The organism is Dactylosporangium sp. NPDC006015, from assembly GCF_040614215.1.
Lineage (GTDB): Bacteria > Actinomycetota > Actinomycetes > Mycobacteriales > Micromonosporaceae > Dactylosporangium > Dactylosporangium maewongense.
The window spans coordinates 1-25,240 of the sequence record NZ_JBEXUD010000055.1; the positions used below are offsets into that span (position 1 = coordinate 1).

At 72.2% G+C, this 25,240-nt stretch carries 15 protein-coding genes and 1 pseudogene; 10 read left to right on the forward strand and 6 right to left on the reverse strand.

Annotated features, from left to right (window positions below):
• Window positions 1–275: pseudogene (locus ABZ321_RS50200) on the forward strand (hypothetical protein); the annotation flags it as partial.
• 55 nt (window positions 276–330) lie between these two features.
• On the opposite strand, the gene ABZ321_RS50205 reads toward ABZ321_RS50200, so the two are convergent.
• The 5 genes from ABZ321_RS50205 to ABZ321_RS50225 form a co-directional block, all read right to left on the reverse strand.
• Complete coding sequence (locus tag ABZ321_RS50205; RefSeq protein ID WP_354903499.1) at window positions 331–1,767, reverse strand: hypothetical protein; 1,437 nt, start codon at window positions 1,765–1,767, stop codon at window positions 331–333.
• 40 nt (window positions 1,768–1,807) lie between these two features.
• A complete protein-coding gene (locus tag ABZ321_RS50210) occupies window positions 1,808–2,917 on the reverse strand; it encodes a cellulose binding domain-containing protein (RefSeq protein ID WP_354903500.1) in 1,110 nt (369 codons plus the stop codon).
• 83 nt (window positions 2,918–3,000) lie between these two features.
• Entirely contained in the window at window positions 3,001–4,587 is a 1,587-nt protein-coding gene (locus tag ABZ321_RS50215; RefSeq protein WP_354903501.1) for a ThuA domain-containing protein, read from the reverse strand.
• On the reverse strand, window positions 4,584–7,835 hold the full coding sequence (locus ABZ321_RS50220) for a carbohydrate-binding protein (RefSeq protein ID WP_354903502.1): 3,252 nt from the start codon (window positions 7,833–7,835) through the stop codon (window positions 4,584–4,586). The genes ABZ321_RS50215 and ABZ321_RS50220 overlap by 4 nt, the downstream gene beginning before the upstream one ends.
• 192 nt (window positions 7,836–8,027) lie before the next feature.
• A complete protein-coding gene (locus ABZ321_RS50225; RefSeq protein WP_354903503.1) occupies window positions 8,028–8,666 on the reverse strand; it encodes a DUF4328 domain-containing protein in 639 nt (212 codons plus the stop codon).
• 97 nt (window positions 8,667–8,763) lie between these two features.
• On the opposite strand from ABZ321_RS50225, the gene ABZ321_RS50230 reads away from it, so the two are divergent.
• Window positions 8,764–11,046 carry a glycosyl hydrolase family 18 protein gene (locus tag ABZ321_RS50230; protein ID WP_344504587.1) on the forward strand — a complete coding sequence of 761 codons (2,283 nt, stop codon included), beginning with the start codon at window positions 8,764–8,766 and terminating at the stop codon, window positions 11,044–11,046.
• A 176-nt stretch (window positions 11,047–11,222) separates the two neighbouring features.
• Here ABZ321_RS50230 and ABZ321_RS50235 read toward each other — a convergent pair whose 3' ends face one another.
• Window positions 11,223–12,584, reverse strand: a complete 1,362-nt coding sequence (locus ABZ321_RS50235; protein WP_344504588.1) for a TrpB-like pyridoxal phosphate-dependent enzyme — start codon at window positions 12,582–12,584, stop codon at window positions 11,223–11,225.
• A 186-nt stretch (window positions 12,585–12,770) separates the two neighbouring features.
• On the opposite strand from ABZ321_RS50235, the gene ABZ321_RS50240 reads away from it, so the two are divergent.
• The 8 genes from ABZ321_RS50240 to ABZ321_RS50275 all read left to right on the forward strand — a co-directional run bounded on the left by ABZ321_RS50240 (window position 12,771) and on the right by ABZ321_RS50275 (window position 24,663).
• Window positions 12,771–13,511: an ROK family protein gene (locus ABZ321_RS50240; RefSeq protein WP_344504589.1), complete on the forward strand. Its 741-nt coding sequence runs from the start codon at window positions 12,771–12,773 to the stop codon at window positions 13,509–13,511.
• Between the two features lie 37 nt (window positions 13,512–13,548).
• Window positions 13,549–15,672, forward strand: a complete 2,124-nt coding sequence (locus tag ABZ321_RS50245; RefSeq protein ID WP_354903504.1) for an alpha/beta fold hydrolase — start codon at window positions 13,549–13,551, stop codon at window positions 15,670–15,672.
• Window positions 15,672–16,841, forward strand: a complete 1,170-nt coding sequence (locus ABZ321_RS50250; RefSeq protein ID WP_344504808.1) for a nucleotide disphospho-sugar-binding domain-containing protein — start codon at window positions 15,672–15,674, stop codon at window positions 16,839–16,841. Before ABZ321_RS50245 ends, ABZ321_RS50250 begins: the two co-directional genes overlap by 1 nt.
• A complete protein-coding gene (locus ABZ321_RS50255; RefSeq protein WP_344504591.1) occupies window positions 16,817–17,089 on the forward strand; it encodes a DUF2277 domain-containing protein in 273 nt (90 codons plus the stop codon). The genes ABZ321_RS50250 and ABZ321_RS50255 overlap by 25 nt, the downstream gene beginning before the upstream one ends.
• A gap of 159 nt (window positions 17,090–17,248) precedes the next feature.
• Window positions 17,249–21,178 carry a choice-of-anchor D domain-containing protein gene (locus tag ABZ321_RS50260; RefSeq protein ID WP_354903505.1) on the forward strand — a complete coding sequence of 1,310 codons (3,930 nt, stop codon included), beginning with the start codon at window positions 17,249–17,251 and terminating at the stop codon, window positions 21,176–21,178.
• A 242-nt stretch (window positions 21,179–21,420) separates the two neighbouring features.
• Window positions 21,421–22,683 carry an ABC transporter substrate-binding protein gene (locus ABZ321_RS50265; protein WP_344504593.1) on the forward strand — a complete coding sequence of 421 codons (1,263 nt, stop codon included), beginning with the start codon at window positions 21,421–21,423 and terminating at the stop codon, window positions 22,681–22,683.
• Entirely contained in the window at window positions 22,680–23,648 is a 969-nt protein-coding gene (locus ABZ321_RS50270) for a sugar ABC transporter permease (RefSeq protein WP_344504594.1), read from the forward strand. The genes ABZ321_RS50265 and ABZ321_RS50270 overlap by 4 nt, the downstream gene beginning before the upstream one ends.
• A 109-nt stretch (window positions 23,649–23,757) precedes the next feature.
• Window positions 23,758–24,663 carry a carbohydrate ABC transporter permease gene (locus ABZ321_RS50275; RefSeq protein WP_344504595.1) on the forward strand — a complete coding sequence of 302 codons (906 nt, stop codon included), beginning with the start codon at window positions 23,758–23,760 and terminating at the stop codon, window positions 24,661–24,663.
• Window positions 24,664–25,240: the final 577 nt, after the last annotated feature.

Here is a 25,240-nt window from a genome sequence, read left to right on the forward strand (position 1 = left end):
CCACTACGGAAGGGCGCGGCGCGACGATCTCCTTCACCGTCGACGGCGTCCACCCGCACGACGTCGGGCAATGCGACATCGACCGGGTCGTCATCGGCGGCGGCGTGGCCGCGGCGGGCGACGTCCTGCTCGCCCCGATCCGCCGCGCCCTCGCCGACCGGGACGGCATGGCGTTCCTGCGCCGCCTCCGCGTCGAGGCCAGCACCCTCGGCCGCGACGGCGGCCTCTACGGCGCCGCCGCCCTCGCCCTCGGCACCCTCACCGTCCCCGCCTGACCCCACCATGATCCGGAAGACCTGTTGCCGCCAGGGCGACGAAACGTCTTCCGGATCATCGGGGAGCGCCCGCGGCGAGGAGGCGCCCGGCGGTGGCGGGTGGGAGGCGGGGGTTGCGGGCGGCGGCCTCGGCGACGCGGGGGTCGGGGTCGTCGAGGAGGGCGAGGACGGCCGGGACGGGCAGGGCGGGGTTGGCCGCGACGTACGCCCGGGTGGTGTCGTCGGCGTGGCGGGTGAGGGTCTCGGCGACGGCCGGCGGCAGGTTCGGGGCGGTCGCGGCGACGCGGCGCAGGTCGGTGTCGTCGCCCAGGGCCATGGCCGCGAGGGCGCCGGCTGGCATGGCGGGGTGGCGGGCCAGGTCCCAGCGGGCGTGGCCGGTGCTGCGGACGAGGTCGGGCAGGATGTGGCCGGGGACGTCTGGGTGGTGCTCGGCCAGCAGCAGCCGGACGCTGTGGTCCTCGTCGGAGGCCAGCACCGCGACGGCCTCGGCGGGCAGGTCGGACGAGAACGCCACGGCCCGGCGGCACCACACGAACGGCGACCGGGCGTGCGCGGCTCGGACCGCCGGCGACGCGTGCGAGGGCCGCAGCCAGTCGGCGACATGATAGGTCTGCGGCTCGACGCCCGAGCTGATCCGCCGGCGCTCCGCGTCGGGCAGGTCGGGCCGGAGCATCACCGCCACGCGCACGTCCTCGTCCGGGTCGTCGGCGAGGGCGAGCACCGCGGCGAGCGGCACCCGCGGGTTCCCGGCCACCGCCTCGCGGACCGCCGGGTCGGCGTCCCCCACCAGCCCGGCGACGTCGACCCCCACCCCACGCGCCGGCCCGGCGCCGCCGGCCGCCGTCCCGCCCGCCGCCGGGTCGGTGGCGGGCGGCGGGAGCGCGTGCCGGGCGGCGTCCTCCCGGGTGGCGGGGTCGGCGAGCAGGCCGGTCAGCAGGTCCGCCGGCAACGCCGATGAGACGGCCGCCCGGCGCACCGCCGGGTCGGGGTCGGTGAGCAGCTGCCGCAGGACCGGCTCCGGCGGCGACGGCCAGGACCGGGCCAGGGCCTCCCGCACCCCGGCGGACGGGTCGGTGGCGAGCCACAGCCTGGCCGGTTCGGACAGGTCCCGCCGCCGGGCGAGCGCCAGCCGGACCGGGACGGCGGCGTCGGCGGCGAGCGCGAGCTGCGCGTCCCCCGGCAGCGGCAGGTCGACCGCCGGCCGGTGGTCGGTGCTGTGGCCGCGGGCGAGCGCGACCCGCACCGCCTCGTCCGGGTCGGTGGAGAGCACCCGCCACGCGTGCGGGGCGGCGGACGGGTTGCCGGCGAGCGCCCGCCGCAGCCGCGGGTCGGGGTGCCGGGCGAGCGCCGACGCCGCGGGGGCCGGCAGGTCCGCCCGGCGGGCGAGCGCGTCCAGCACCGCGGCGTCGGCGGCGGTGAGCAGGGGTGCCAGCAGCACAGGATCCAGGCCGGGGTTGGCGGCCAACCCCCGCAGGATCGCCGGTCGGGTCACCGGCACACCCTGTCACACGCCGTTCAGCGGAACACGACGGTCAGCGGAAGACGCAGGTGATCGGGGGAATGCCCGGCGTACCGTTGCCGATGAAGCCGAACGTGGCGGTGGCGCCCGGTGCGAGCGCGCCGTTCCAGGCGGCGTTGTCCGCGGTCACGGCGCTGCCGGTCTGGGTGACGGTGGCGCCCCAGGACTGCGTGATCCGTTCGCCGCCGCTGTACGTGTACCGCGCCGTCCACCCAGCCACACCCGACGTGCCGCCGTTGCGGACGGTGACCTCGCCCTGGAAGCCGCCCTGCCACTGGCCGACCACCTTGTACGTGGCCGAGCACCCCGGCACCGGCGGGACGCTGTCGGAGGGCAGCACGGACCGCGACGGCGAAGGGGAGACCGACCGGGACGGCGACGGCGACACGGACCGCGACGGCGACGCCGAGCCGGACGGCAGGGTGCCGTTCAGCGCCCGCACGACCGCGGGCAGCCAGCGGTCCGCGATCTTGCGGTCGCCGGAGGCGTTGGGGTGCACGCCGTCGCCGGTGTCGGTGGCCGTGCTGAACCCGGTCCACTGGTCCACCACGGTCACCGGCGACGCGGCGGTGGTCTTGCCCGCGGCCCAGCCGGGGATGGCCGCGTTCAGCGCCACCACCCGCTGCGCGCACTCGGCGCAGCTGGACGGGTTCATCGGGATGATCTGGGCGACGAGGACCCGCATCGCCGGGTTGCTGGCCCGCATCTGGTCGACGAGCTTGCCGTACGCGGCGAGGATCGTGTCGGTGGACCGGTTGCTCCACACGTCGTTGGTGCCGAAGTGCATGAGCACCACGTCGGGCCGGCTCGCCGCGAGCCACGCGGGCAGCTGGTTCTGGTCGGCGACGGCCGTGACGAGCGCCCCGCCGTGCCCTTCGCCGTCCCCGTCGTACGGGACCGCACAGCCCTGCGGCGGCTGGGTCCCCACGAAGTCGATGTTCGTGTTCCCGCCGTTCTGCAGGTCGTTCCACAGCAACGCCCGCCAGCACCCGGGATTGCCGGTGATCGAGTCGCCGAGCGGCATGATCCGCACCGCCGCGGCACTGGCCGGCCCGGCCGGCAACGTCAGGAACAGCACCGCACCGACGACGGCCGCGGTGAGAAGCGCGAGAAGGGTCCGCATCCGCGCAGTAGAGCAGGCTCGTTCGACACCGCTCAATGCCCGGGACCGCTCGCGCAGGTCCCGGGCACCGGCGGTTGTGAAACCTACACGGCGTACGCCTCGACCTCGTAGAGGCGGGCGGCGGCGTCGGTGTTGTTCGTCGGGGTGATGACGTTGACCCGCAGGTGGCGGGTGCTGGCCGGGGTGAACGTGGTGGTGGTGACGTTCGCCGTGTTGCCGCGGACCTGGGCCACCGTGGTCCAGGTGGTGCCGTCGGTGCTGGTCTGCACGTCGAAGTCGCGGGTGTTGAAGGCGGTGTTCTCGCCGCCCGCGCCCGCGTGCCGGATGACCACCCGGCTCACGGAGACCGCGGCGCCCAGGTCGACCCGCCACCACTTGGTGGCGCCGAGCGAGCACCACTTGTCGGCGTTGCCGCCGTTGACGGTGCCGTTGACGGCTTTCGCCGGGCCTTCGGTGGAAGCGCACTGGCTGTCGGCGGTGGCGGTCTTGTTCAGCGCGAGGTTCGTCGCCGGGGGCGTGGACCCGCCGGTCAGCAGGAAGTCGTCGACGTCGAAGAGACCGCCGGTGCCCGTACCGACGAACACCAGGAACAGCGCGCCACTGCCCGCGGTCAGGGTGGTGGTGACGTCCACGAACGTGCCGTAGCCGCCGGTGTTGCCGACGTTGACGGAGCCCAGCAGCGGGCCGGTCTGCGAGCCGGAGCGGATCTGGATGGTGCCGCCGGTGCCGCCGGACGCGACCCGCGCCGTGAAGCCCGTCTTGCCGGACACGTTCACACCCGAATAGCCGACCCAGTCGCCGTTGTCGATGTAGCCGACGCGGTTGCCGCCGTGTGCCGCGCCATCGCCGACGACCTGGACGCCGGACTGGGAGGTGAAGGACTCCGCCTCGACCCGGCCGGTGGGCGGCTGGGTGCTGCCGGGCGAGCAGTCGGCGGCGACCTTGCCGCCGGCGTAGCGGATGCCGCCGAGCAGGTGGGCCCGGAACGCGGCGTCCGAATAGGACTCCTGGGTGTGGCCGGCGCCGGTGTAGAAGGACCGTCCACTCTGGATCGTCTTGCACCAGGCGAACGGGTGGTCCGTGCCCATCGTGCCGCCGGAGTACGTGGTCTCGTCGAGGGTGGCGAGGACGTGGGCGGTCGAGCGGGGGTTGGTGCGGTAGTTGTACAGCTCGTCGGTGCGGACCCAGGTGGCGCCGAGGTGCGCGGTCGCCGGGTGGGTGCGGTCCTCGATCTTCATCGTGGCCTGCTGGATCGCCGGGTGGGAGGAGAACCAGGCGCCGACGAGGTCGCCGTAGAACGGCCAGTCGTACTCGGTGTCGGCGGCGGCGTGGACCCCGACGTAGCCGCCGCCGCCACGGATGTAGGACTCGAACGCGGTCTGCTGCGTGGCGTTGAGGACGTCGCCGGTGGTGCTGAGGAAGACGACGGCCTCGTACTGGGCGAGGTTCGCCGTGGTGAACGCGTTCGCGTCCTCGGTGGCGGTGACGGTGAAGCCGTTCGCCGCGCCGAGCTGCTGGATGGCGGTGATGCCGGCCGGGATGGAGTCGTGCCGGAACCCGGCCGTCTTGGAGAACACGAGGACGTCGAACGCGGTGTCGGCGAAGGCGGGTGCCGGCGCGGCGGCCAGGAGTGTCGCGGTGACCGCGGCGAGCGCGAGGAGCTTTCTCATGACGCGTAGACCTCGACTTCGTAGAGGCGGGCGGCGGTGTCGGCGTTGCTGGTGGGTGCGATGACGTTGACCCGCACGTACCGCACGCCGGCGGCGGCGAACGTGGAGGTGGTGACGTTGCCGGTGTTGCCCCGCACCTGGGACACGGTCGTCCAGGTGGTGCCGTCGGTGCTGGTCTGCACGTCGAAGTCGCGGGTGTTGAAGGCGGCGTTCTCCCCGCCCGCGCCGGCGTGCCGGATCACGACCCGGCCCACGCTCGTGACCGAGCCCAGGTCGACCCGCCACCACTTCGACGTGCCGAGGGAGCACCACTTGTCGGCGTTGCCGCCGTTGACGGTGCCGTTGACGGCTTTCGCCGGGCCTTCGGTGGAAGCGCACTGGCTGTCGGCGGTGGCGGTCTTGTTCAGCGCGAGGTTCGTCGCCGGGGGCGTGGATCCGCCGGTGAGGGCGAAGTCGTCGACGTCGAAGAGGCCGCCGCTGCCGGTACCGACGAATACCAGGAACAGCGCGCCACTGCCTGCGGTCAGGGTGGTGGTGACGTCGACGAACGTGCCGTAGCCGCCGGTGTTGCCGACGTTGACGGAGCCCAGCAGCGGGCCGGTCTGCGAGCCGGAGCGGATCTGGATGGTGCCGCCGGTGCCGCCGGACGCGACCCGCGCCGTGAAGCCCGTCTTGCCCGACACGTTGACGCCGGCGTAGCCGACCCAGTCGCCGCCGTCGATGTAGCCGACGCGGTTGCCGCCGTGCGCGGTGCCGTCGGCGACGACCTGCACGCCGTTCTGGGAGGTGTACGACTCGGCCTCGATCCGGCCGGCCGGCGGCTGCGTGCCACCGGTGTTGACGGTGAACGCGTCCAGGTCGAACAGCGCGCCGGCACCGCCGGTGAACACCAGGTACAGCTGCCCGGCGGTGGCGGGCGCGCCGGAGACGGTGCCGGTGACGTCGACGAACGTGTCCCAGCTGCCGGTCACCGGGACGGTGGTCGAGCCGAGCAGCGTGCCGGTCGGTGACCCGGCGCGCAGCGACAGGGTGCCGCCGGCGCCGCCCGAGGAGACGCGCGCGGTGAACGAGGTGGCGTTGTTCAGCAGGTACGGGCTGAACGCGATCCAGTCGCCGTTCTCGATCTGCCCGACGGTCTTGCCGCCCTCGGCGCCGGCCTTGTCGAAGGTCTGCACGCCCTGCTGGGTGGCGAAGTGCTCGGCCTGCCGGTGCCGCGGCTGCAACGTGTGCTGCGTGTGCGTGGTGATCCCGCCGTTGTCGGTGTACTCCGCGTCGAAGACGGCGAAGATGTTCGCGGCCGCGTCGTGCTCGCCGTCGAGCGGGATGGTGATCGAGCCGGTGCAGCCGGTCTGCGACGTGATCTGGTGGCCGTGGGTGTCGTGGCCGAGGATGTACGTCATCCGCACCCGTCCACAGTCGACGGTGCCGTCCTCGGGGTCGGTGACGGTGATCTGGTACGGCACGGTGTCGCCGAACGAGACGAGCGAACCGTTGGCGGGCGCCACGATCCGCACGACGGGCGCGGTGTTGCCGGCGGAGACGCGGACGCTGGCGCTGCCGGTGGCGCCCTGCGGGTCGCGGACGGTCAGCGTGGCGGTGTAGGTGCCGGCCGTCGCGTAGGTCTTCGTCGGGTTGGCGGCGGTGGACGTGGTGCCGTCGCCGAACGCCCAGCTGTAGGTCAGCGCCTGGCCCTCGGGGTCGTTGCTGCCGGCCGAGCTGAAGTTCACGGTCAGCGGCGCCGGGCCCGAGGTCGGGTTCGCGGCGGCGACCGCGACGGGCGCCCGGTTGCCACCGCCGGTGTACTCGATGCGGTACAGCGCCGAGTTGGCGTCGCCGTTGCCGAAGCCGGCGCCGTAGTCCAGGACGTACAGCGCGCCGTCGGGGCCGAACGCCTGGTCCATGATCTGCATGCCCGACCACGGGAAGTTCGCGATCGCGCCGGGAGAGCCGTCGCCGTTGACGTCGATCGCCTTGATCCAGCGGCGGCCGAACTCGCCGGCGAAGAAGTGCCCGTCGAGGTCGGCGGGGAACTTGACGGCCGACGGGTTCGCCGGGTCGTAGCGGTACACGGGGCCGGCCATCGGCGACTCGGAGCCGCTGCCGAACTCGGGCGGGCTGCCGGCGTCACCGGCGTAGCGGATCCAGGCGGGCTTCGCGGCGGGCAGCGTGCCCTGGCCCGTGTTGCGGAACGAGTTGTTCGTCGGCCCGCCCGCGCAGTTGTACTTGGGGCCCGTGCTGTTGGTGGCGAAGTTCCACTCGTTGTAGGTCTCGGTGCTGGTGTTCGTGCCGGTGCAGTACGGCCAGCCGTAGTTGCCGGGCGACGTGATCCGGTCGAACTCGACCTGCCCCGACGGGCCGCGGTTGGGGTCGGTGGTGCCGGCGTCGGGGCCGTAGTCGCCGACGTAGACGGCGCCGGTGGCCTTGTCGACGCTCATCCGGAACGGGTTGCGCAGCCCCATCGCGTAGATCTCGGGGCGGGTGTTCGCGGTGCCCTGCGGGAACAGGTTGCCGCCCGGGATGCTGTACGAGCCGTCGGTGTTGACCTTGATCCGCAGGATCTTGCCCCGCAGGTCGTTGGTGTTCGCCGCCGACCGCTGCGCGTCGTAGGCGGGGTTGCGGTCGGTGCGCTCGTCGATGGGCGCGTAGCCGGCGGAGTCGAACGGGTTGGAGTCGTCGCCGGTCGACAGGTACAGGTTGCCGGCCGCGTCGAAGTCGATGTCGCCGCCGACGTGGCAGCACATGCCCCGGTCGGTGCCGACCTCGAGGACCGTGCGCTCGCTCGCGGTGTTGAGCGTGTTGTCGGTGTTGAGCGTGAAGCGCGACAGCCGGTTGACGCCCTTCCACGGCGTCCAGTCCGCGCCCGCGGCCGGCGCGTCGCCGCCCGGGGTGTTCAGCGGCGGCGCGTAGTACAGGTAGATCTGCCGGTTGGTGGCGAAGCCGGGATCGGCGGCCACGCCCTGCAGGCCTTCCTCGTCGTGGGTGTAGACGGGCAGCGTCCCGATCACCGAGGTGTTGCCGGCGGCGTCGGTGCGCCGCAGCGTCCCGTTGCGCGCGGTGTGCAGCACCGACCGGTCGGGCAGCACGGCGATCGACATCGGCTCGCCGAGCTCGTTGATCCCCTTGGCGAGCTCGACCTGCTGGAACAGGGCCGGATTGATGGAGGTGTGGGCGTGCGCGGGGGTGGGCAGGGCCACCGCGGCGCTGCTGATCAGCAACGCCGCCGCGGCTCTTCTGAATGCGGGGTGCATCGGCGGGTGTCCTTCCCGAAGGGTCGGGGGGTTACGCGATGCCGGCGCAGGTGCTTGGCGGGCGCGCCGGCGGCAGGTGCGCGGGCCGCCGAAGCCCCACACATCCACACGTCGCGATGGTTGGTGAGCCGACGTTACTAACTCGCGCCGATGGATGCAAGAAATCAACGCGTCCGCCGGCAGAAATTTCCGTCAGCTCGTCGGAATGTTGTCCTGCCACGTCGACACCTTGCGGATGAGCAGCGCCAGGAGGACCGCGGCGACGATCCCGGCGACGCCGGAGACGACGGCGAAGAACGGCGGGCTGTAGACGATGATCTCGCCGCTGGCGTACTTCGAGGTCTCGGTGTAGCCGATGAAGCTGATCAGCAGCGCGACCCACCAGGCGTTGACGATCCGGTCGGAGGGCCACGTCCCGTCGGGCGCGCTGCGGCGGTGGATCTCCGCGACGACCCGGTTGGGGATGACGAGGCCGGCGAACGGGACGAACCAGCCGCCGATCGTCCAGCCCTTCTTCCACTCGACGCTGCGGTCGCCGCGCCGGTCGAAGTTGTCCCGGGCGAGGTACAGCCAGACGATGACCAGCACCAGGACCAGCAGCCTGGCCGCGCCGAGGATCCCGGAGGCGGTGTCGCCGGAGACGTACGTGCTGACGCCGAAGTTGGACGCGAAGGCCACCTCGCGGCCCGCGTCCTCGGCGGGCGCGTCGGCGCCCTTCAGGGACTCGGCGATGGTGAACGCGTGCGCCAGGCCGGCGAGGGCCAGCCCGCCGACGGCGAGCATGCCGGGGACGGCCAGGCGATGGGGTGTCGCGGTGCGAATATCGCTCATGCCTCGAACACCTTAAATGCTTTAAGCAAATCGATATTCTTGACTTTCTGCAGGTCCCGCGAGGACTATTAGGAAACTTTCCTAATAGGAGGCACGAGTGCACCCCACCAGGCTCTTCGCAGCCATCCTGCTCACCGTCTCCGCCGCGGTAGCGATACCCGGCACCGCGCACGCCGCTCCCGCGGGGCTCACCGCCGCGTTCTCCGCCGCGGACTACGGCACCTACTGGGTCGACAAGTACACAGTCAGCAACCCGACCAGTGCCTCGATCACCGGGTGGACCCTCGAGTTCGACGTGCCGGCCGGGCTGAACGTCGGCACCGGGTACAACGGCACCGTCACGCGGACCGGCAACCACGTCACGGTCGTGAACGCGCACTACAACGGGACCGTGGCGGCCGGACGCAACACCGAGCCGTACAGTTTCTGGTTCATCGCCACCGGCACCAACGCGGAACCACTGAACTGCCGCATCAACGGCAACAAGTGCGACGGCAGCCCGGACCGCGCCCCGAACGCGCCCGCCGGCCTGTCCGTCACCGGCCGCACGACGAAGACCGTGTCGCTGGCGTGGACCGCCCCCGCGGCGACCGACTTCCCGATCGCGGGCTACGACGTCTACCGCGGCTCTACGGTGGTTGCTTCCTCCACTGGTCCGTCGGCCGTGGTCACCGGGCTCACGCCGAACACCGCGTACAGCTTCACGGTGCGGGCCCGCGACACCCGCGGCAACGTGTCCGCCGACAGCGCCGCCGTCTCCGCGACCACGCTCAACCCGGCCAACGACACCACCGCGCCGCCGGCCCCGGGCAACCTGCGCAGCACGGCGAAGACCTCGGTCAGCGTCACGCTCGCCTGGAACGCGGTCACCGACCCGAGCGGCATCGCCGGCTACGACGTCTACCGCGGCGGCACGCTCGTCACGACCGCCACCGGGACGACGGCGACGGTGACCGGACTGGCGCCGCTGACGGCCTACACGTTCACGGTGAAGGCCCGCGACACCTACGACAACGCCTCACCCGCCAGCGCGGCCGTCACCGTCACCACGGACGACGCGGTCGGCGGCGGCAACTACGCCAAGGTCGGCTACTTCGTGCAGTGGGGCATCTACGGCCGCCAGTACTTCGTGAAGAACCTCGACACGTCCGGCGCGGCGGCGAAGCTCACCCACCTCAACTACGCGTTCGCCAACCTCGACCCGGTCAACCTGACCTGCCTGCAGGGCGTCACCCGCGGCACCACCGCCAACCCGCAGGACCCCGACCAGGGCACCGGCGCGGGCGACGCGGACGCCGACTACGGCCGCCCGTTCAGCGCCGCCCAGTCCGTCGACGGCGTCGCCGACACCGGCTGGGAGAACCTGCGCGGCAACTACAACCAGCTGCGCAAGCTCAAGGCGAAGTACCCGAACCTGAAGGTGCTCATCTCGCTCGGCGGCTGGACCTACTCGAAGTACTTCTCCGATGCGGCCGCCACCCCGGCCTCGCGGGAGAAGCTGGTGCGCTCCTGCATCGACATGTACCTCAAGGGCAACCTGCCGACCTACAACAACGCGGGCGGCGCGGGCTCGGCCGCCGGCATCTTCGACGGCATCGACCTGGACTGGGAGTGGCCCGGCGCCGAGGGCCACGCCGGCAACCACTGGGGCGCGCAGGACAAGGCCAACAACACGCTGCTCCTCGCGGAGTTCCGCAGGCAGATGGACGCGCTGAGCGCCACCTCCGGCAAGCGCTACCTGCTGACCGCCTTCACCCCCGCCGACCCGGCGAAGATCGCGGCCGGCTGGGACATCAGCCGCACCGACGGCACCCCGAGCGTCTTCGACTACATGGACTTCGCCAACGTCCAGGGCTACGACTTCCACGGCGCCGGCAGCGACAACTCGTGGGAGCCGAACCGCACCGGGCACCAGGGCAACCTGTACGGCGACGCCCAGGACCCGTACTCCTTCACCTTCAGCGTCCAGAACGCGGTGGCGGCCTATACCTCCGCCGGCGTCAACCCCCGCCAGCTGACCGTCGGCTTCGCCTTCTACGGCCGAGGCTGGCAGGGCGTCGCCGCCGGCTCCACCAACGGTGAGTGGCAGACGGCCACCGGGGCCGCACCCGGCCAGTTCGCCGAGGAGGCCGGCACCCGCGGCTACGCCAACCTCCTGGCGATGGTGCCCAACTGCACCGTCTACCACGACGTGCAGTCGATCGCCACGTCCTGCTACACCGGCCCCGGCGGGCAGTGGTGGACCTTCGACGACACCTGGTCCATCGCGCAGAAGACCGCCTGGGTGAAGCAGCAGAACCTGCTCGGCGGCATGATCTGGGAGATGTCCGGCGACACCACGTCCGGCACCCTGATGACCGCGCTCAACTCGGGCCTCTGACGCCCGCGACCGGCCCGCGGAGAGCGCGCTCCCCGCGGGCCGGTCGTAACACGCCGATAACGGGGCGGGGTCAGCGTGGCGCATGCCCGGACCCCGGCGTCGGTCGGCGCTGATCTCGCGGCTCGCGGGGAAGCCGGCGGGCAGCGGCCTCGGTGACTTCGAGCGGCCATGACCCGTCAGGCCGGCACCTTCGGCAGCTGCGCCACGGCGGCGGCGACCGCGTCGTCGGAGAGTTCCTTGTCGACCATGTCGCCGGCGAGGTAGCGGCCGTAGGCGGGGAGGTCGAGGTGGCCGTGGCCGCACAGGGCGGTCAGGATGACCTTCTCCTCGCCGGTCTCCTTGCAGCGCAGCGCCTCCTCGATGCAGGCGGCCAGGGCGTGGGTCGGCTCCGGGGCGGGGATGATGCCCTCGGTGCGGGCGAAGCGCACCCCTGCCTCGAAGCACTCGCGCTGGGTCTTGCTGGCGGCCTCGATGAGGCCGAGGTCGTAGACGTGCGAGATGAGCGGCGCCATGCCGTGGTACCGCAGGCCACCGGCGTGGATCGGGTCGGGGATGAAGTCGTGGCCGAGGGTGTGCATCTTCATCAGCGGCGTCATGCCGGCGGTGTCGCCGAAGTCGTAGGCGTAGACGCCCTTCGTCAGCGACGGGCACGCGGCGGGTTCGACGGCGCGGATGACGGGGGCCATCCGGCCGGCCAGCTTCTCGCGCAGGAACGGGAAGGCGAGGCCGGCGAAGTTGGAGCCGCCGCCGGTACACCCGACGATGACGTCCGGCGTGGCACCGACCTTCGCCAGTTGGAGCAGCGCCTCCTCGCCGATGATCGTCTGGTGCAGGAGCACGTGGTTGAGGACGCTGCCGAGGGCGTAGTTGGTGTCGGGGCGGGCGGCGGCGACCTCGACCGCCTCGCTGATCGCGATGCCGAGGGAGCCGGGCGAGCCGGGGTCGGCGGCGAGGACGCGGCGGCCCGCCTCGGTGCGGTCCGAGGGGGACGGGTGGATCGTGCCGCCGAACGTCTCGATCATCATCTTGCGGTAGGGCTTCTGGTCGTACGACGCGCGCACCTGCCAGATCTCCACGTCGAGGCCGAACTGCGCGCCCGCGAACGCCAGAGCCGTGCCCCACTGGCCGGCGCCGGTCTCGGTGGTGAGCCGGCGGATGCCCGCGGCCGCGTTGTAGTACGCCTGCGGGACGGCGGTGTTCGGCTTGTGCGAGCCGGCCGGCGACACGCCCTCGTACTTGTAGTAGATCCGGGCCGGCGTGCCGAGCGCCTTCTCCAGGCGGTGCGCGCGGAACAGTGGCGACGGGCGCCAGAGGCGGTACACCTCCAGCACGTCGTCGGGGATGTCGACGTACCGCTCCTGGGTGACCTCCTGCTCGATCAGCGCCATGGGGAACAGCGGCGCCAGGTCCTGCGGGCCGACCGGCTCCAGCGTGCCGGGGTGCAGGACCGGCGGGGGCGGCGCCGGCAGGTCGGCCATGAGGTTGTACCAGCGACGCGGCATCTCGTCCTCGTCCAGCATGATCTTCGTGGCGGTCATGCCGTCGAAGCTAAACCGCACCGCCGGCGCCGAGGGCCGCTTTCACCCGGCCGTCACCCGGGGCAGGCGCGGCATCAGAGATGACACGATGTAGCCTGTCAACCGCTGTCGCCGTAAACTCTGCGAAGTCTGTGCAGTGTCCTGTCGCGTCGCGGCGGCCCGGGTGCGCCGAGGCAGAATCCTGGGATGGTGACGACGCTGACGATCGACTGCGGGGGCGGTGGGCTCAAGGCCGCCGTGGTCGACGACACCGACACGCTGTGCTGCGAGCCGGTGCGGGTGCCGACGCCGTACCCGCTGCCGCCCGCCCGCCTCGTCGAGGTGCTGCTCGGCATCGCGGAGGGCCTGCCGGCGGCGGACCGGGTCACCGTCGGGCTGCCGGGGATGATCCGGCACGGGGTCGTCGTCGCCACCCCGCACTACGTCAACGAGGCCGGCCCGCACACCCCGGTCGACCCGGAGCTGTTCGCGCTGTGGAAGGGGTTCGACGCGCGGGCCGAGCTCGGGCGCGCCTTCGCCCGGCCGGTCCTGGTCCTCAACGACGCCGAGGTGCACGGCGCGGCGCTCGTCGAGGGGCGCGGCCTGGAGCTGGTGCTCACGCTCGGCACCGGGCTCGGCAGCGCGCTGTTCGACGAGGGGCGGTTGGCGCCGCACCTGGAGCTGTCGCACGCGCCGTACTCGAGGGGCCGCACCTACGACGACTTCCTCGGCGAGCTGGAGCGCCGGCGGCTCGGCGACCGGCGGTGGTCGCGGCGGGTGCTGCGGATCGTCGACGGGCTGCGGCCGGTGTTCCGCTGGGACCGGCTGTACCTCGGCGGCGGCAACGCCGAGCGTCTCGTCGTGGCGATGCCGGACGACGTGCGGCTGGTCGCCAACCAGGCGGGGGTCCGCGGCGGGTCCCGCGCCTGGACGCTCATCGGCGTGTAATGCCGGTTATGTCCGAAAGGTACCGTACTGTGATGCGGTGACCACGGTATGTGACGATGTGCTGGAGACCGCCCGGGGCGCCGTGTCGGCGCTGCGCGCGCTGCCGCCGCCGGCCGCCGACACCGGCGTCCCCGTCGTCCTGTGCCCGGGGCTGATCGGCTCCAAGGAGGACTTCCTCCCGCTGCTGCCGGCTCTGGCCACCGCCGGCTACCGCGCCTACGCGTACGACTACCGCGGCCACTACAGTGCCGACCGCACTAACGACCGCACGGACGACCGCACCGACGACCACAGCATCCGCCGGCACGCCGAGGACCTGATCGCCGTCCTGGACGCCGTCGGCGGCGCCGAACCGCCGCACGTCGTCGGGCACTCGTACGGCGGGTTCGTGGTCCGCGCCGCCGCGCTCGCCCAGCCGCGCCGGCTCGGCTCCGCCGCGTTCATCGGCAGCGGCCCCGGCATGGACGGCCCGAAGCACCGCAAGATCCTCGGCGGCTTCGACCACACGCTGTCGCTGGAAGGCAACGCCGTCATGTGGCCGGTCGTGCTGCGGCTCATCCCAGAGGACGACGTCGCCCGGCGCGAGTTCTGGCGGACCCGGCTGCGGCTGATGCGCCCCGCGTTCGTCCGCGGCGCCCTCGCCGCCCTGGCCGGGGAGTCCGACCGCGCCGGCGAGCTGCGCGCCACCCGGCTGTCGCTGCTGGTCATGCACGGGCACCGGGACCGGAAGCTGTGGTCGGCGGCCGAGTTCGCCGGCTACGCCGAACGGGCCGGCGCGACCCTCGCGGTCATCGACGGCGCCTCGCACAGCCCCAACCTCGAGCGGCCCGGCGTCACCGCCGAGGCGCTGCTGCGGTTCTGGGCCGGGACCGACCGGCGGCGCGCCCTGCGGACGTTCGTGGACCTGGTCCGCCCGTCCGCGCACGCCGACCCGTACCCGGCCTACGAGCGCCTGCGCCGGGTCGCCCCGGTCCTGCCCGTGCAGCTGCCCGGCAAGACGGAGGCGGTGGTGCTCACCCGGTACGCCGACTGCGCCCGCCTCCTGCAGGACGCCGCGTTCGTCAGCGCCGGCGAGGCGCCCGAGCTGCTCACCCCCACCTGGCGCGACCACCGGCTCGTCCGCTGCCTCTACCAGTCGTTCGGCTGGCGGGAAGGCCCCGCGCACCTGCCGCTGCGGACCGCCCTCGCCCGGCGGCTCACCCCGCGCCGCTGTCCCGTGCAGCAGGCCGACGTCGTCGCCGTCGCCGCGTCGGTACTGGACGACTTCGCCGCACAGTTGGCGGGCGGGGCGACGGTCAACCTCGCCGACGCGGTCGCGGTGCCGTTCGCCTCGCTGGTCACGGGGCGGCTGCTGGGCATTCCGGACGCCGACGCGCTGCGCCTCGGGGCCGCCGCCCGCGCCGGGAGCGCCGCGTTCGAGCCGTTCATGACGCCCCGGCAGCGCGCCGCGATGGCCGCGGCCGGCGACACGATCATCGACACCCTGTCGTCGCTCGCCGGCGACGGGCTCCCCGGGCCGGCCCACGAGCAAGGGCTTCCCGGGTCGGTCCGCGAGCAAGGACTTCCCGGGTCGGCCCACGAGCAAGGCCTCCTCGGGCTGGTTCGCGAGCACCGGCCGGGCGGCGGGGAGCAGTACCAGGGCGACCTCGCCCTGCTCTACGGCGCCGCCTACGACTCCCCGGCGAGCCTCATCACGCTCGGCGCGCGGCTGCTGCTGGAGCACCCCGCGCAGGCGGCGGCGCTGCGCGACGACCCGGCGCTCGCCGACCGGGCCGTGGAGGAGATCCTGCGCTTCGACCCCCCGGTGCAGGTGGCGGTGCGGATCGCGACCGAGCCGTGCGAGTTCGGCGGCGTGCCCGTCCCGCCCGGCACGGCGCTGCTCGGCATCCTCGGGGCGGCCAACCGCGACCCCTCGTACACCGGGAACCCCGACGCGTTCGACATCACCCGGCGCACCGCCCGGCCGCCGCTGTCGTTCGGGACCGGACGGCACTACTGCCCCGGCTCGGCCCTCGCCCGCACGCACGCCCGGGTGCTGTTCCCCATGCTGCTGCGCCGCTTCCCGGGCCTGCGCCTGGCCGGCCCGCCGCGCTTCCGCGCGCCCGGCACGATGCTGCGCGGCATCGAAGATCTCCCCGTCGTGAACCGAGAGGCATGCTGATGCGGGTGCTGTTCACCATCAACCCGGCGCCCGGGCACCTGTACGCGCTGGCGCCCCTGGCGTGGGCGATGCACCTGCGCGGCCACGACGTCCTCGTCGCCGCGCCCCAGTCGATGGGCCAGCAGATCCGCCGGGCCGGGCTCAGTCACGTCGTCGTCGGCGGCGACGCGTCGTTCTTCGAGCTGTGGCCGCCGCACCTGCGCCTCGGCGGCAACGACACCCTCGACCTCGCCGTCTTCGCCGCCATCGCCGAACGCACCGGCCCCGACGTCGTCGCCCTCGCCCGCGCGTGGCGGCCCGACCTCATCGTCACCGAGCCCGTCGAATACGCCGCGCCCCTCGCCGCCACGTTGCTGCGCATCCCGTGGGTGCTGCACCACTGGGGGCTGCCCGTCCCCGACGCGGTCCACCGCGCCGCGCTCGCCGACATCGCCGACCCGCTGCTGCGCCTCGCCGACACCCTCGGCGTGGCCCAGCCGACCGACGCGCCCCTGGCGACCGTGGACACCTGCCCGCCGTCGCTGGGCCCGTCGTCGGCGGATCCCGGTGTACGGCTGCCGATGCGGTACATCCCGTACAACAGCGCCAGCACGCTGCCGGAGTGGCTCTTCGCGCCGCGCGTGCGCCCCCGCGTCTGCGTCTCGATGGGCACCGTGCCGATCCCGGAGGGCGTCGACGGGCTCACCGCCGCCGTCGAAGGCATGCGGGACCTCGACATCGAGGTCGTCGTCAGCGGCGCCGGCGTGCACGGCATCGAGGACCTGCCGGCCAACGCCCGCCGCGCCGGCTGGCTGCCGCATCACGTGCTGCTGCCGACCTGCGACCTGTTCGTGCACCACGGCGGCTCGGGCAGCTCGATGGCCGCGCTCGGTGCGGGCCGTCCGCAGCTGGTGCTGCCGCAGATGTGCGACCAGTTCAGCATCGCCGACCGGCTGACGGCCGCCGGGGTCGCGCGCACCGTCGCCTTCGCCGACCGGTCCCCGGCCGCGGTCCGCGCCGCCGTCCGGGCGCTGCTCGCCGACTCCGCCGTCACCCGCCGCGCCGGGCGGATCCGCGACGAGATCGCCGCCATGCCCGCGCCGCCGGACGTCGCCGCGACCCTGGCGGGTCTGACGGCCGGCCCGCGACCTGGCATGGTGGAGGCATGTGCAGGAACATCCGGGTACTGAACAACTTCGAGCCGCCGGCGACCGAGGACGAGATCGAGGCCGCCGCCATCCAGTACGTGCGCAAGGTCGCCGGCATGACCCGCCCCTCGCAGGCGAACCAGGCCGCGTTCGACGCCGCCGTCGCCGCCGTCACGGCCGCGACCCGCGAGCTGCTGGGCCAGCTCGTCACCAACTCGCCGCCGCGCGACCGCAAGATCGAGGCCGCGAAGGCGAAGGTCCGCGCCGCCGAGCGCTACGGCCCCCGCTGAATCCTGTTCGACCGGCCGCTTTGGCCGGTCGTGCGGCAGTTCCAACGTTGACATAGGGGCGTCGCAAAATTTCATAGGGCAGTCAGCATCTTGCGGTGAAGGATCGACCAAGTTACGGTTCGATCCTTCATCGTTGCCGTTCCCCGCCAGGAGCGTGTCATGCGTCGTGCCCTCATCCGCCTTCTGCCGGCAGCGCTGACGCTGTCCGCATTGGTGGTCATCGCGCCCCAACCGTCCAATGCCGACATCACCACCGTCTCGGTCGACAACCTGCGCACCGGCTGGGACAGCAACGAGCCCGGCCTGGCGCCGTCGGCCGTGTCCGCCTCCGACTTCGGGCAGCTGTTCTCGGCCACCGTCAACGGTCAGGTGTACGCGCAGCCGATCGTCGCCGGTGGCACCCTGATCACCGTCACGGAGAACAACTGGGTCTACGGGCTCAACCCGGCGACCGGCGCCGTGAACTGGTCGCGCAGCGTCGGGCCGGCGTGGCCCGCGTCGGCGATCGGCTGCGGCGACCTGGTGCCCAACATCGGCATCACGAGCACGCCCGTCTACGACCCGGCGACCAACGCCGTGTTCTTCATGGCGAAGGTCAACGACGGCCCCGACGCCGACCACCCGCACTTCTACCTGCACTCGGTCAACCCGGCGACCGGCGTCGAGCGGGCCGGCTGGCCGGTGACGATCCAGGGCTCGCCGACCAACGACCCGGGCAACACGTTCAACCCGAAGACCGCCGCGCAGCGCCCCGGCCTGCTGCTGCTGGACGGCGTCGTCTACGCCGGGTTCGCCAGCCACTGCGACTACGGCCCGTACGTCGGCTACATCGCGGGCGTGCGCACCACGACGCCGCAGATGACGACGCTGTGGTCCACCGAGGCGGGCCGCAGCAACGGCATGGCCGGCATCTGGCAGTCCGGCGGCGGCCTCGTCTCCGACGGCCCCGGCCGGATCATCGTCTCCACCGGCAACGGCGTCTCGCCCGCGCCCGGCCCCGGCACCAGCCCGCCCGGCACCCTCGCCGAGTCGATCATCCGGCTGCAGGTGAACGGCGACGGCTCGCTCACCGCGAAGGACTTCTTCAGCCCGTTCAACAACAGCCGCCTCGACCAGGACGACACCGACTTCGGCTCCGGCGGCCCGATGGCGCTGCCCGCCGGCTTCGGCACCCCGGCCCACCCCAAGCTGCTGGTGCAGACCGGCAAGGACGGCCGCGTGTACCTGCTGGACCGCGACAACCTGGGCGGCAACGCGCAGGGGCCGGGCGGCGGCGACGCGTCCGTCGGCCCGCCGGCCGGGCCGTACAACGGCGTCTGGGGGCACCCCGCGTTCTGGGGCGGTGACGGCGGCTACGTGTACCAGGTCGAGAACCAGGGCTTCCTGCGCGCGTTCAAGTACGGGGTCAACGGCGCCGGCCTGCCCGTGCTCACCTCCGCCGGGACCAGCGCGTCGACCTTCGGCTACACCTCGGGCTCACCGGTCGTGACGTCCACCGGTACCACCTCCGGAAGCGCCGTCGTGTGGGCCGTCTACAGCGACGGGTCCAGCGGCGCCAACGGTCAGCTGCGCGCCTACGACGCGCTGCCGGTCAACGGCCGGCTCAACCTGCGCTACAGCGCGCCGATCGGGGTCGCGACCAAGTTCGTCACCCCGGCGACCGACGGCGGGCGGGTCTTCGTCGGCACCCGCGACGGGCACGTCATCGGCTTCGGCCGGCCGACCACGGCGGCGCTGACCAGCGGGCCCACCGACTTCGGCAGCGTCGAGGTCGGCAGCACCGCCACCGCGACCGTCACCGTCACCGCGACCCGCGCCGTCTCGATCACCGCGATCTCGACCGCCGCGCCCTTCGCCGCGACGGTGCCCACGCTGCCGGTGAACCTCACGACCGGCCAGACCCTGGCGGTGCCGGTGCGCTTCACGCCGACCGCGACCGGCGGCGTCAACGGCAGCCTGACCTTCACCACGAACGCCGGCACGGTCCCGTTCGACCTGCACGGCGTCGGCACCCGGACCGGGCTCGGCGCGACCCCGTCGACGCTGTCCTTCGGCACCGTGCCGACCGGGGCCAACAAGACCCTCGGCGTCAGCGTGACCAACACCGGCACGTCCGCGGTGACGATCACCGGCTTCACGCCGCCGGCCGCGCCGTTCACCGCCACCGGCGTCCCCGCCACCGGCACGACCCTCGCCGCGGGCGCCTCCGTGTCGGTCTCCGTCCGGTACGCGCCTGTTGCTTCTGGGGCGGCCAACAGCTCGTTCATCGTCACCAGCAGCGCCGGCTCCGTCACCGTCCCGGTCACCGGCACCGCCGTCACCGGCGCGCCGCAGCTGACGATCACGCCCAACCCGGTCCAGTTCGGTCAGGTGCCGGTAGGGCAGACGGCGACCGCGGTCTTCGACATCGCGAACACCGGCAACATCACGCTGACCCTGACGAAGGCGGCGCCGCCGGTCGGCGCGTTCAACACCACCACGCCCGTGTCCGAGGGGCAGCAGCTGTCGCCCGGCGACATCATCCACCAGACGGTGACGTTCACGCCGTCGTCGGCCGGACCGCAGTCGGCGGTGTACTCGATCACCGGCGACGACGGGCAGGGCGCGGTCCTCGTGCAGCTCACCGGCACCGGCGTCACCGCCGGCACCACGAACCTGGCGCTGGGCAAGCCGGTGACCTCGTCGAGCGCGCAGGGCGGCTACCCGGCGACCAACGCGGTCGACGGCGACGTCAACTCGTACTGGGAGAGCGCCAACAACGCGTTCCCGCAGTGGATCCAGGTCGACCTCGGCACCACCGCGACGGTCGGGAAGGTGACGCTTCGTCTTCCGCCCGCCGCCGCGTGGGCTGCCCGGCGGCAGACGGTCGCGGTCCTCGACGGCGCCACCGGTGCGATCCTCCGGCCCGCGGCTGACGTGGTGTTCGACCCCGCTTCTGGGAATATGGCGGACATTCCGGTCACCGCCTCGGTGCGCTACCTGCGGCTGCAGGTCACCGGGAACACCGGCTGGCCGGCCGGGCAGGTGTCGAGCCTGGAGGTGTACGGATCCGGCGGCGGGACCCCCGCGCTGACGCTCAGCCCGACGTCGCTGTCGTTCGAGGACACCGCGGTCAACGACAACAGCGACTGGCAGACGGTGCTGGTCACCAACACCGGCACCGGCCCGGCGACGGTCTCCGGGATCACCGCCACCGGCGACTTCACCCGGACGACCACGTGCGGCACGGTCATCGCCGCCGGCGCCAACTGCACGGTCACCGTCACCTTCCACCCGGCCGCGGCCGGCAACCGGACCGGTTCGCTGACCGTCGCGTACGGCGGCTCGTCGGCCTCGGTGGCGCTGTCCGGCAAGGGCGTGTCGGCGGGCACGGCGACGCTGACCGCGAACCCCGCGTCGCTCAGCTTCGCCGCCACGACCGTCGGCTCGTTCAGTGGGGCGCAGGCCGTGACGATCAGCAACACCGGCACCGCCGCGGCGTCCGTCGCCTCGATCACCGTCGCCGGCGACTACACGATCGCGAGCGGCTGCGGCACGTCGATCGCGGCCGGGGCGAACTGCACCGTCAACGTCACCTTCCGGCCCACCGCGACCGGCACCCGGACCGGCTCGCTGACCGTCACCTACGGCACGTCCACGCTGAGCGTGGTCCTGTCCGGGCAGGGCGCCTCGGCGAGCGGGCAGAACCTGGCGCTGGGCCGGCCGACCACGCAGTCGTCCAACACCCAGGCGTACGGCTCCGCCAACGCCGTCGACGGCAACGCCAACACCTACTGGGAGAGCGTCAACAACGCCTTCCCGCAGTGGATCCAGGTCGACCTCGGCTCGTCCGTGTCCGTCGGCAAGGTCACGCTGCGCCTGCCCCCGTCGACGGCGTGGGCGGCCCGTACGCAGACGGTGACGATCACCGACGGCGCGACCGGCGCGATCCTCCGGAGCTCGGCGGTCGTCGCCTTCGACCCGGCGACCGGAAACACCGCGATCCTCTCCTTCCCGGCGGGGAACGTGCGGTACCTGCGGATCACCATCACCGCGAACAGCGGCTGGCCCGCCGGCCAACTGTCCGAAGTAGAGGCATACAGCCTTTAGCCCACTGCTGTTTGCCATCTGGCACGAATAGCCCGAGGTCGTGGTCTGACCTCGGGCTATTCGGCGGATCGAACCATACTTTGGGTTGTGATATAAGTCATCCGTGCGTCCTGGGTTATCCCCCGGATGACGCAGTTGATCGAACCGGACGTTCATCACCAAACGACTTCCGTGAGCACTAGGTTCACTCGACAACATGAGTGACCCGGATTCGCCCGCCAGCGAGGCCACGGAGGTTCGACGTGTGGAAGGGCCGCCTGGCCATCATCTCGCTGCTCGTCGTGTCATTGCTCGCGTCACTGTCGATGTTCACCGTCGGCGGTGCGAGCGACGACCAGCTCGAGGTCTACTCATGGTGGACCGGACCCGGTGAGGAGGAGGGCCTGGCCGCGATGGCCGAGGCCTTCGAGGCTTCCAACCCCGGCATCCGCTTCGTCAACGCCGCCGTCTCCGGCGGCGCCGGCTCCAACGCCAAGGCGATTCTGGCCAGCCGGCTGCTCGCCAACGACCCGCCCGACTCCTATCAGCGCCACGCCGGGCTGGAGCTGCTCGACGACGTCCGGTCCGGCAAGGTCCAGGACCTGACAACGTTGTACGAGGAGCAGGGCTGGCGGAAGGTGTTCCCGAAGGGCCTGCTGGACAACCTGACCATCGACGGCAAGATCTACGCCGTCCCGGTCAACATCCACCGCGCGAACCTCATCTGGTTCAACCCGCGCGTCCTTCGCGAGCTCGGCCTGGCGGGTCCGCCGAAGACGTGGTCGGACTTCCTGACCCAGGCCGCCGTCATCAAGGGCAAGGGCAAGGTGCCGCTCGCCGTCGGTCCCGAGTGGACCCAGAAGCACCTCATGGAGACCGTCCTGCTCGGCGAGCTCGGCGCCGACTCCTACGAGCGGCTCTTCTCCGGCGACCTCAGGTGGACCTCGCCCCAGGTGACGTCGGCGCTCGACATGTTCGGCAAGGTCCTCGCCAACTCCGACGTCCGCTCCGCGGCCGGCGAGTGGCAGCCGCAGCTCGACAGGGTCATCGAAGGCTCCGCCGTCTACGCCGTCATGGGGGACTGGAGCTCCTCCTACCTGGAGCAGTCGAAGAAGCTGCAGTGGCGCGAGGGCTACGACGTGGCCACCTCGCCCGGCACCGAAGGCGTCTACGACTTCCTCTCCGACTCCTTCACCCTCCCCACCGGCGTCCGCAGCCCTTCGTTGTCACGCAAGTGGCTCATCGAGTGCGGCTCCGCCGACGGGCAGAACCTGTTCAACCCCCTCAAGGGCTCCATCCCCGCCCGCACCGACGCCTCGGCCGATCTCTACAAGGGCTACCTCGGCTGGACCCTGCAGCAGTGGCGCGACCCGAAGACCCGCATCGTCGGCTCCCTCGCCCACGGCGTCGTGGCAAACAACGCCTACAACGCGGAGATCGACTCGGCGCTCGGCCTGTTCGTCCAGCACGGCGACCTCGGCAAGTTCGCCAGCACCGTGCAGCAGCAGTTCCAGGAGACGCGATGACCGCCCCCGTCCACGTGCCGCGGCACTCCAACGCACCGCCGCACGTCCCCTTCGTCCCGCCGCCGATCCGCCGCCGCAAGCACCGCGGCCCCGCGTGGCTGGCCGGGCTGCTCCTCGTCTCGCCGTCCCTGATCCTCATCGGCATCTTCGTCTACGGCTTCCTGGGCTGGAACGTCCGCGTCTCCTTCACCAACTGGCGCGGCCTCTCGCCCTCCTACCACTTCGTCGGCCTGTCCAACTACTCACGGTTGCTCCGCGACGAGCGCTGGCACGCCGACGTGCGCAACCTCGTCGTCTTCACCGTCGTCTTCGTCGGCGGCTCCCTCCTGCTCGGCTTCCTCATGGCCATGCTCCTGGACAAGGGTGTGCGCGGCGAAGGCTTCCTCCGCGGTGTCTTCCTCTTCCCGATGGCCATCTCCTTCATCGCCACCGCCATCGTCTGGCGCTGGCTGCTCGACAACGGCTCCGGCGGCGACACGGCCGGCCTCAACAAGCTCTTCACCGTCATCGGCCTCGACTTCCTGCGCAGCGACTGGCACAAGTCCGACTCCGTCTGGGCCATCGCGGCCGTCGCCCTCCCCGCCGGCTGGGCCCTCTCCGGCTACGTCATGGCCCTCTTCCTGGCCGGCATGCGCGGCGTCCCCGAGGCCCTCCGCGAGTCCGCCCGCCTCGACGGCGCCAGCGAGACCCAGGTCTTCTGGCACGTCGTCCGCCCCGCGCTGCGGCCCGTCACCTTCAGCGCCCTGCTCATCATGGTCCACATCTCGCTGAAGACCTTCGACCTGCTGTACGCCCTCGACCAGGGCAACCTCCGCATCGACACCCCGTCGCTCTACATGTGGTTCACCACCTTCGACGGCGGCTTCTACGACCGCGGCGCCACCATCGCCACCGTCCTCCTCGTCGGCGTCACCCTCGTGGTCGGCCCCTACGTCTGGTACGCCCTCCGCACGGAACGGCGGTGACTTCCATGCCAACCACCGCTCTGGGGCACGTCGTCCTGCTCCTCGTCCCGCTTCACGTCCCGCCTCTTGTCCCGCTTCACGTCCTGCCTTTGGAACGGGGGTAGTCCGCATGGTCCGCGCCACCGCCACGGTGCCCCGGCACGTGGTCTCCGACCCGATCCCGCCCGCCACGTCGAAGGCCGCCGCCGGCAGCCGCAGCGTCGTGCGGTACGTCGTGCTGTGGGCCCTCGCGTGCTTCTTCCTGCTCCCCGTCTACGTTCTGGTGGTCACGTCCTTCAAGGACCCCGTCGACGTGTCGGCGACGCGGATCTGGGAGCTGCCGACGAGCCTGTCGCTCGACAACTTCGGCCTCGTCTGGCCCAAGCTCGCCTCTGGCTTCCGCAACAGCCTCTCCCTCGCCATCCCCGCCAGCCTGCTCTCCGCCCTCCTAGGCTGCGCCAACGGCTTCGTCCTGTCGAAGATCCGCTTCCCCTTCGCCAACGTCGTCTTCCCGCTGATCCTGTTCGGGATCTTCGTGCCCTACCAGGCCGTGATCATCCCCGTCTCGCAGACCATGACGGCGGTCGGCCTCCGCGGCGGCAACGACCCGACCGGCGGCCTCGCCGGCCTCATGCTCATCCACATCATTTACGGCCTGCCGATCACCACCCTCATCTTCCGCAACCACTTCGTCGCCATGTCCAACACGCTCCTCGAGTCCGCCCGCCTCGACGGCGCCGGCATCCTGCGCAGCTTCGTCGACATAGGCGTCCCCCTCGCCAAACCCGCCTTCGCCGTGGCGATCATCTGGCAGTTCACCTCCTCCTGGAACGACTTCATGTTCGGCGCCATGATGACCAGCCGCGACTCCTGGCCGGTGACGATCGCCCTCAACAACATCGCCGGCGGCCAGTCCGTCCCCTTCGGCCAGGCAATGGCCGGCGCCCTGCTCGTGAGCCTGCCCACACTCGCCCTCTACGTCATGCTCGGCCGCTTCTTCATGCGGGGCCTGCTCGCCGGCACCCTCCAGGACTGAACATGGGTGCCCCCGCCGCAGTTCCCTAGGCAGAATTCCCGATGCGCCACCCCCCGCCCAGCCGCGATGCTTGCCTCCGACCGGTTTCCGACCCAAGGAGGTCCCGAGATGAACGCCACCACACGCGGCTGGGCAGGCCCAAGCCTCACCACCGCCCCTGGGTGACCACGCTTCACCCCCGGCCGCGCCCCGGTCGACACACCCTTCGCCCCCGCGCCGCCAGGCCATCTCCGTGCCGCGGCCTGACCGGTGCGGCGCTAGAACCACGGCGCCAGTCCGGCTCATGTCGCGGCCCGGCCGGTGCGGCGCCCGGACCACGGCGCCAGGCCAACACTCACCACGGCCTCGCCGGACCACGGCCGCGCCCCGGGGGTATGGCGTCTGGATCGTGGCGGCAGGCCGACTCATGTGGCGCCCGCGCCGGTATGGCGCCTGTGCCACGGTCGCGGCCCGGGTCTGACGTCTGGGCCGCGACCGTAGTCCGACTCGTGTCGCGACCCCGGCTGGCGGGGCGTCTGGATCGCGGTGGCAGGCCGCTTGCCTGTCGCGGGCCCCGGCCGGCATGACGTCATCCCGC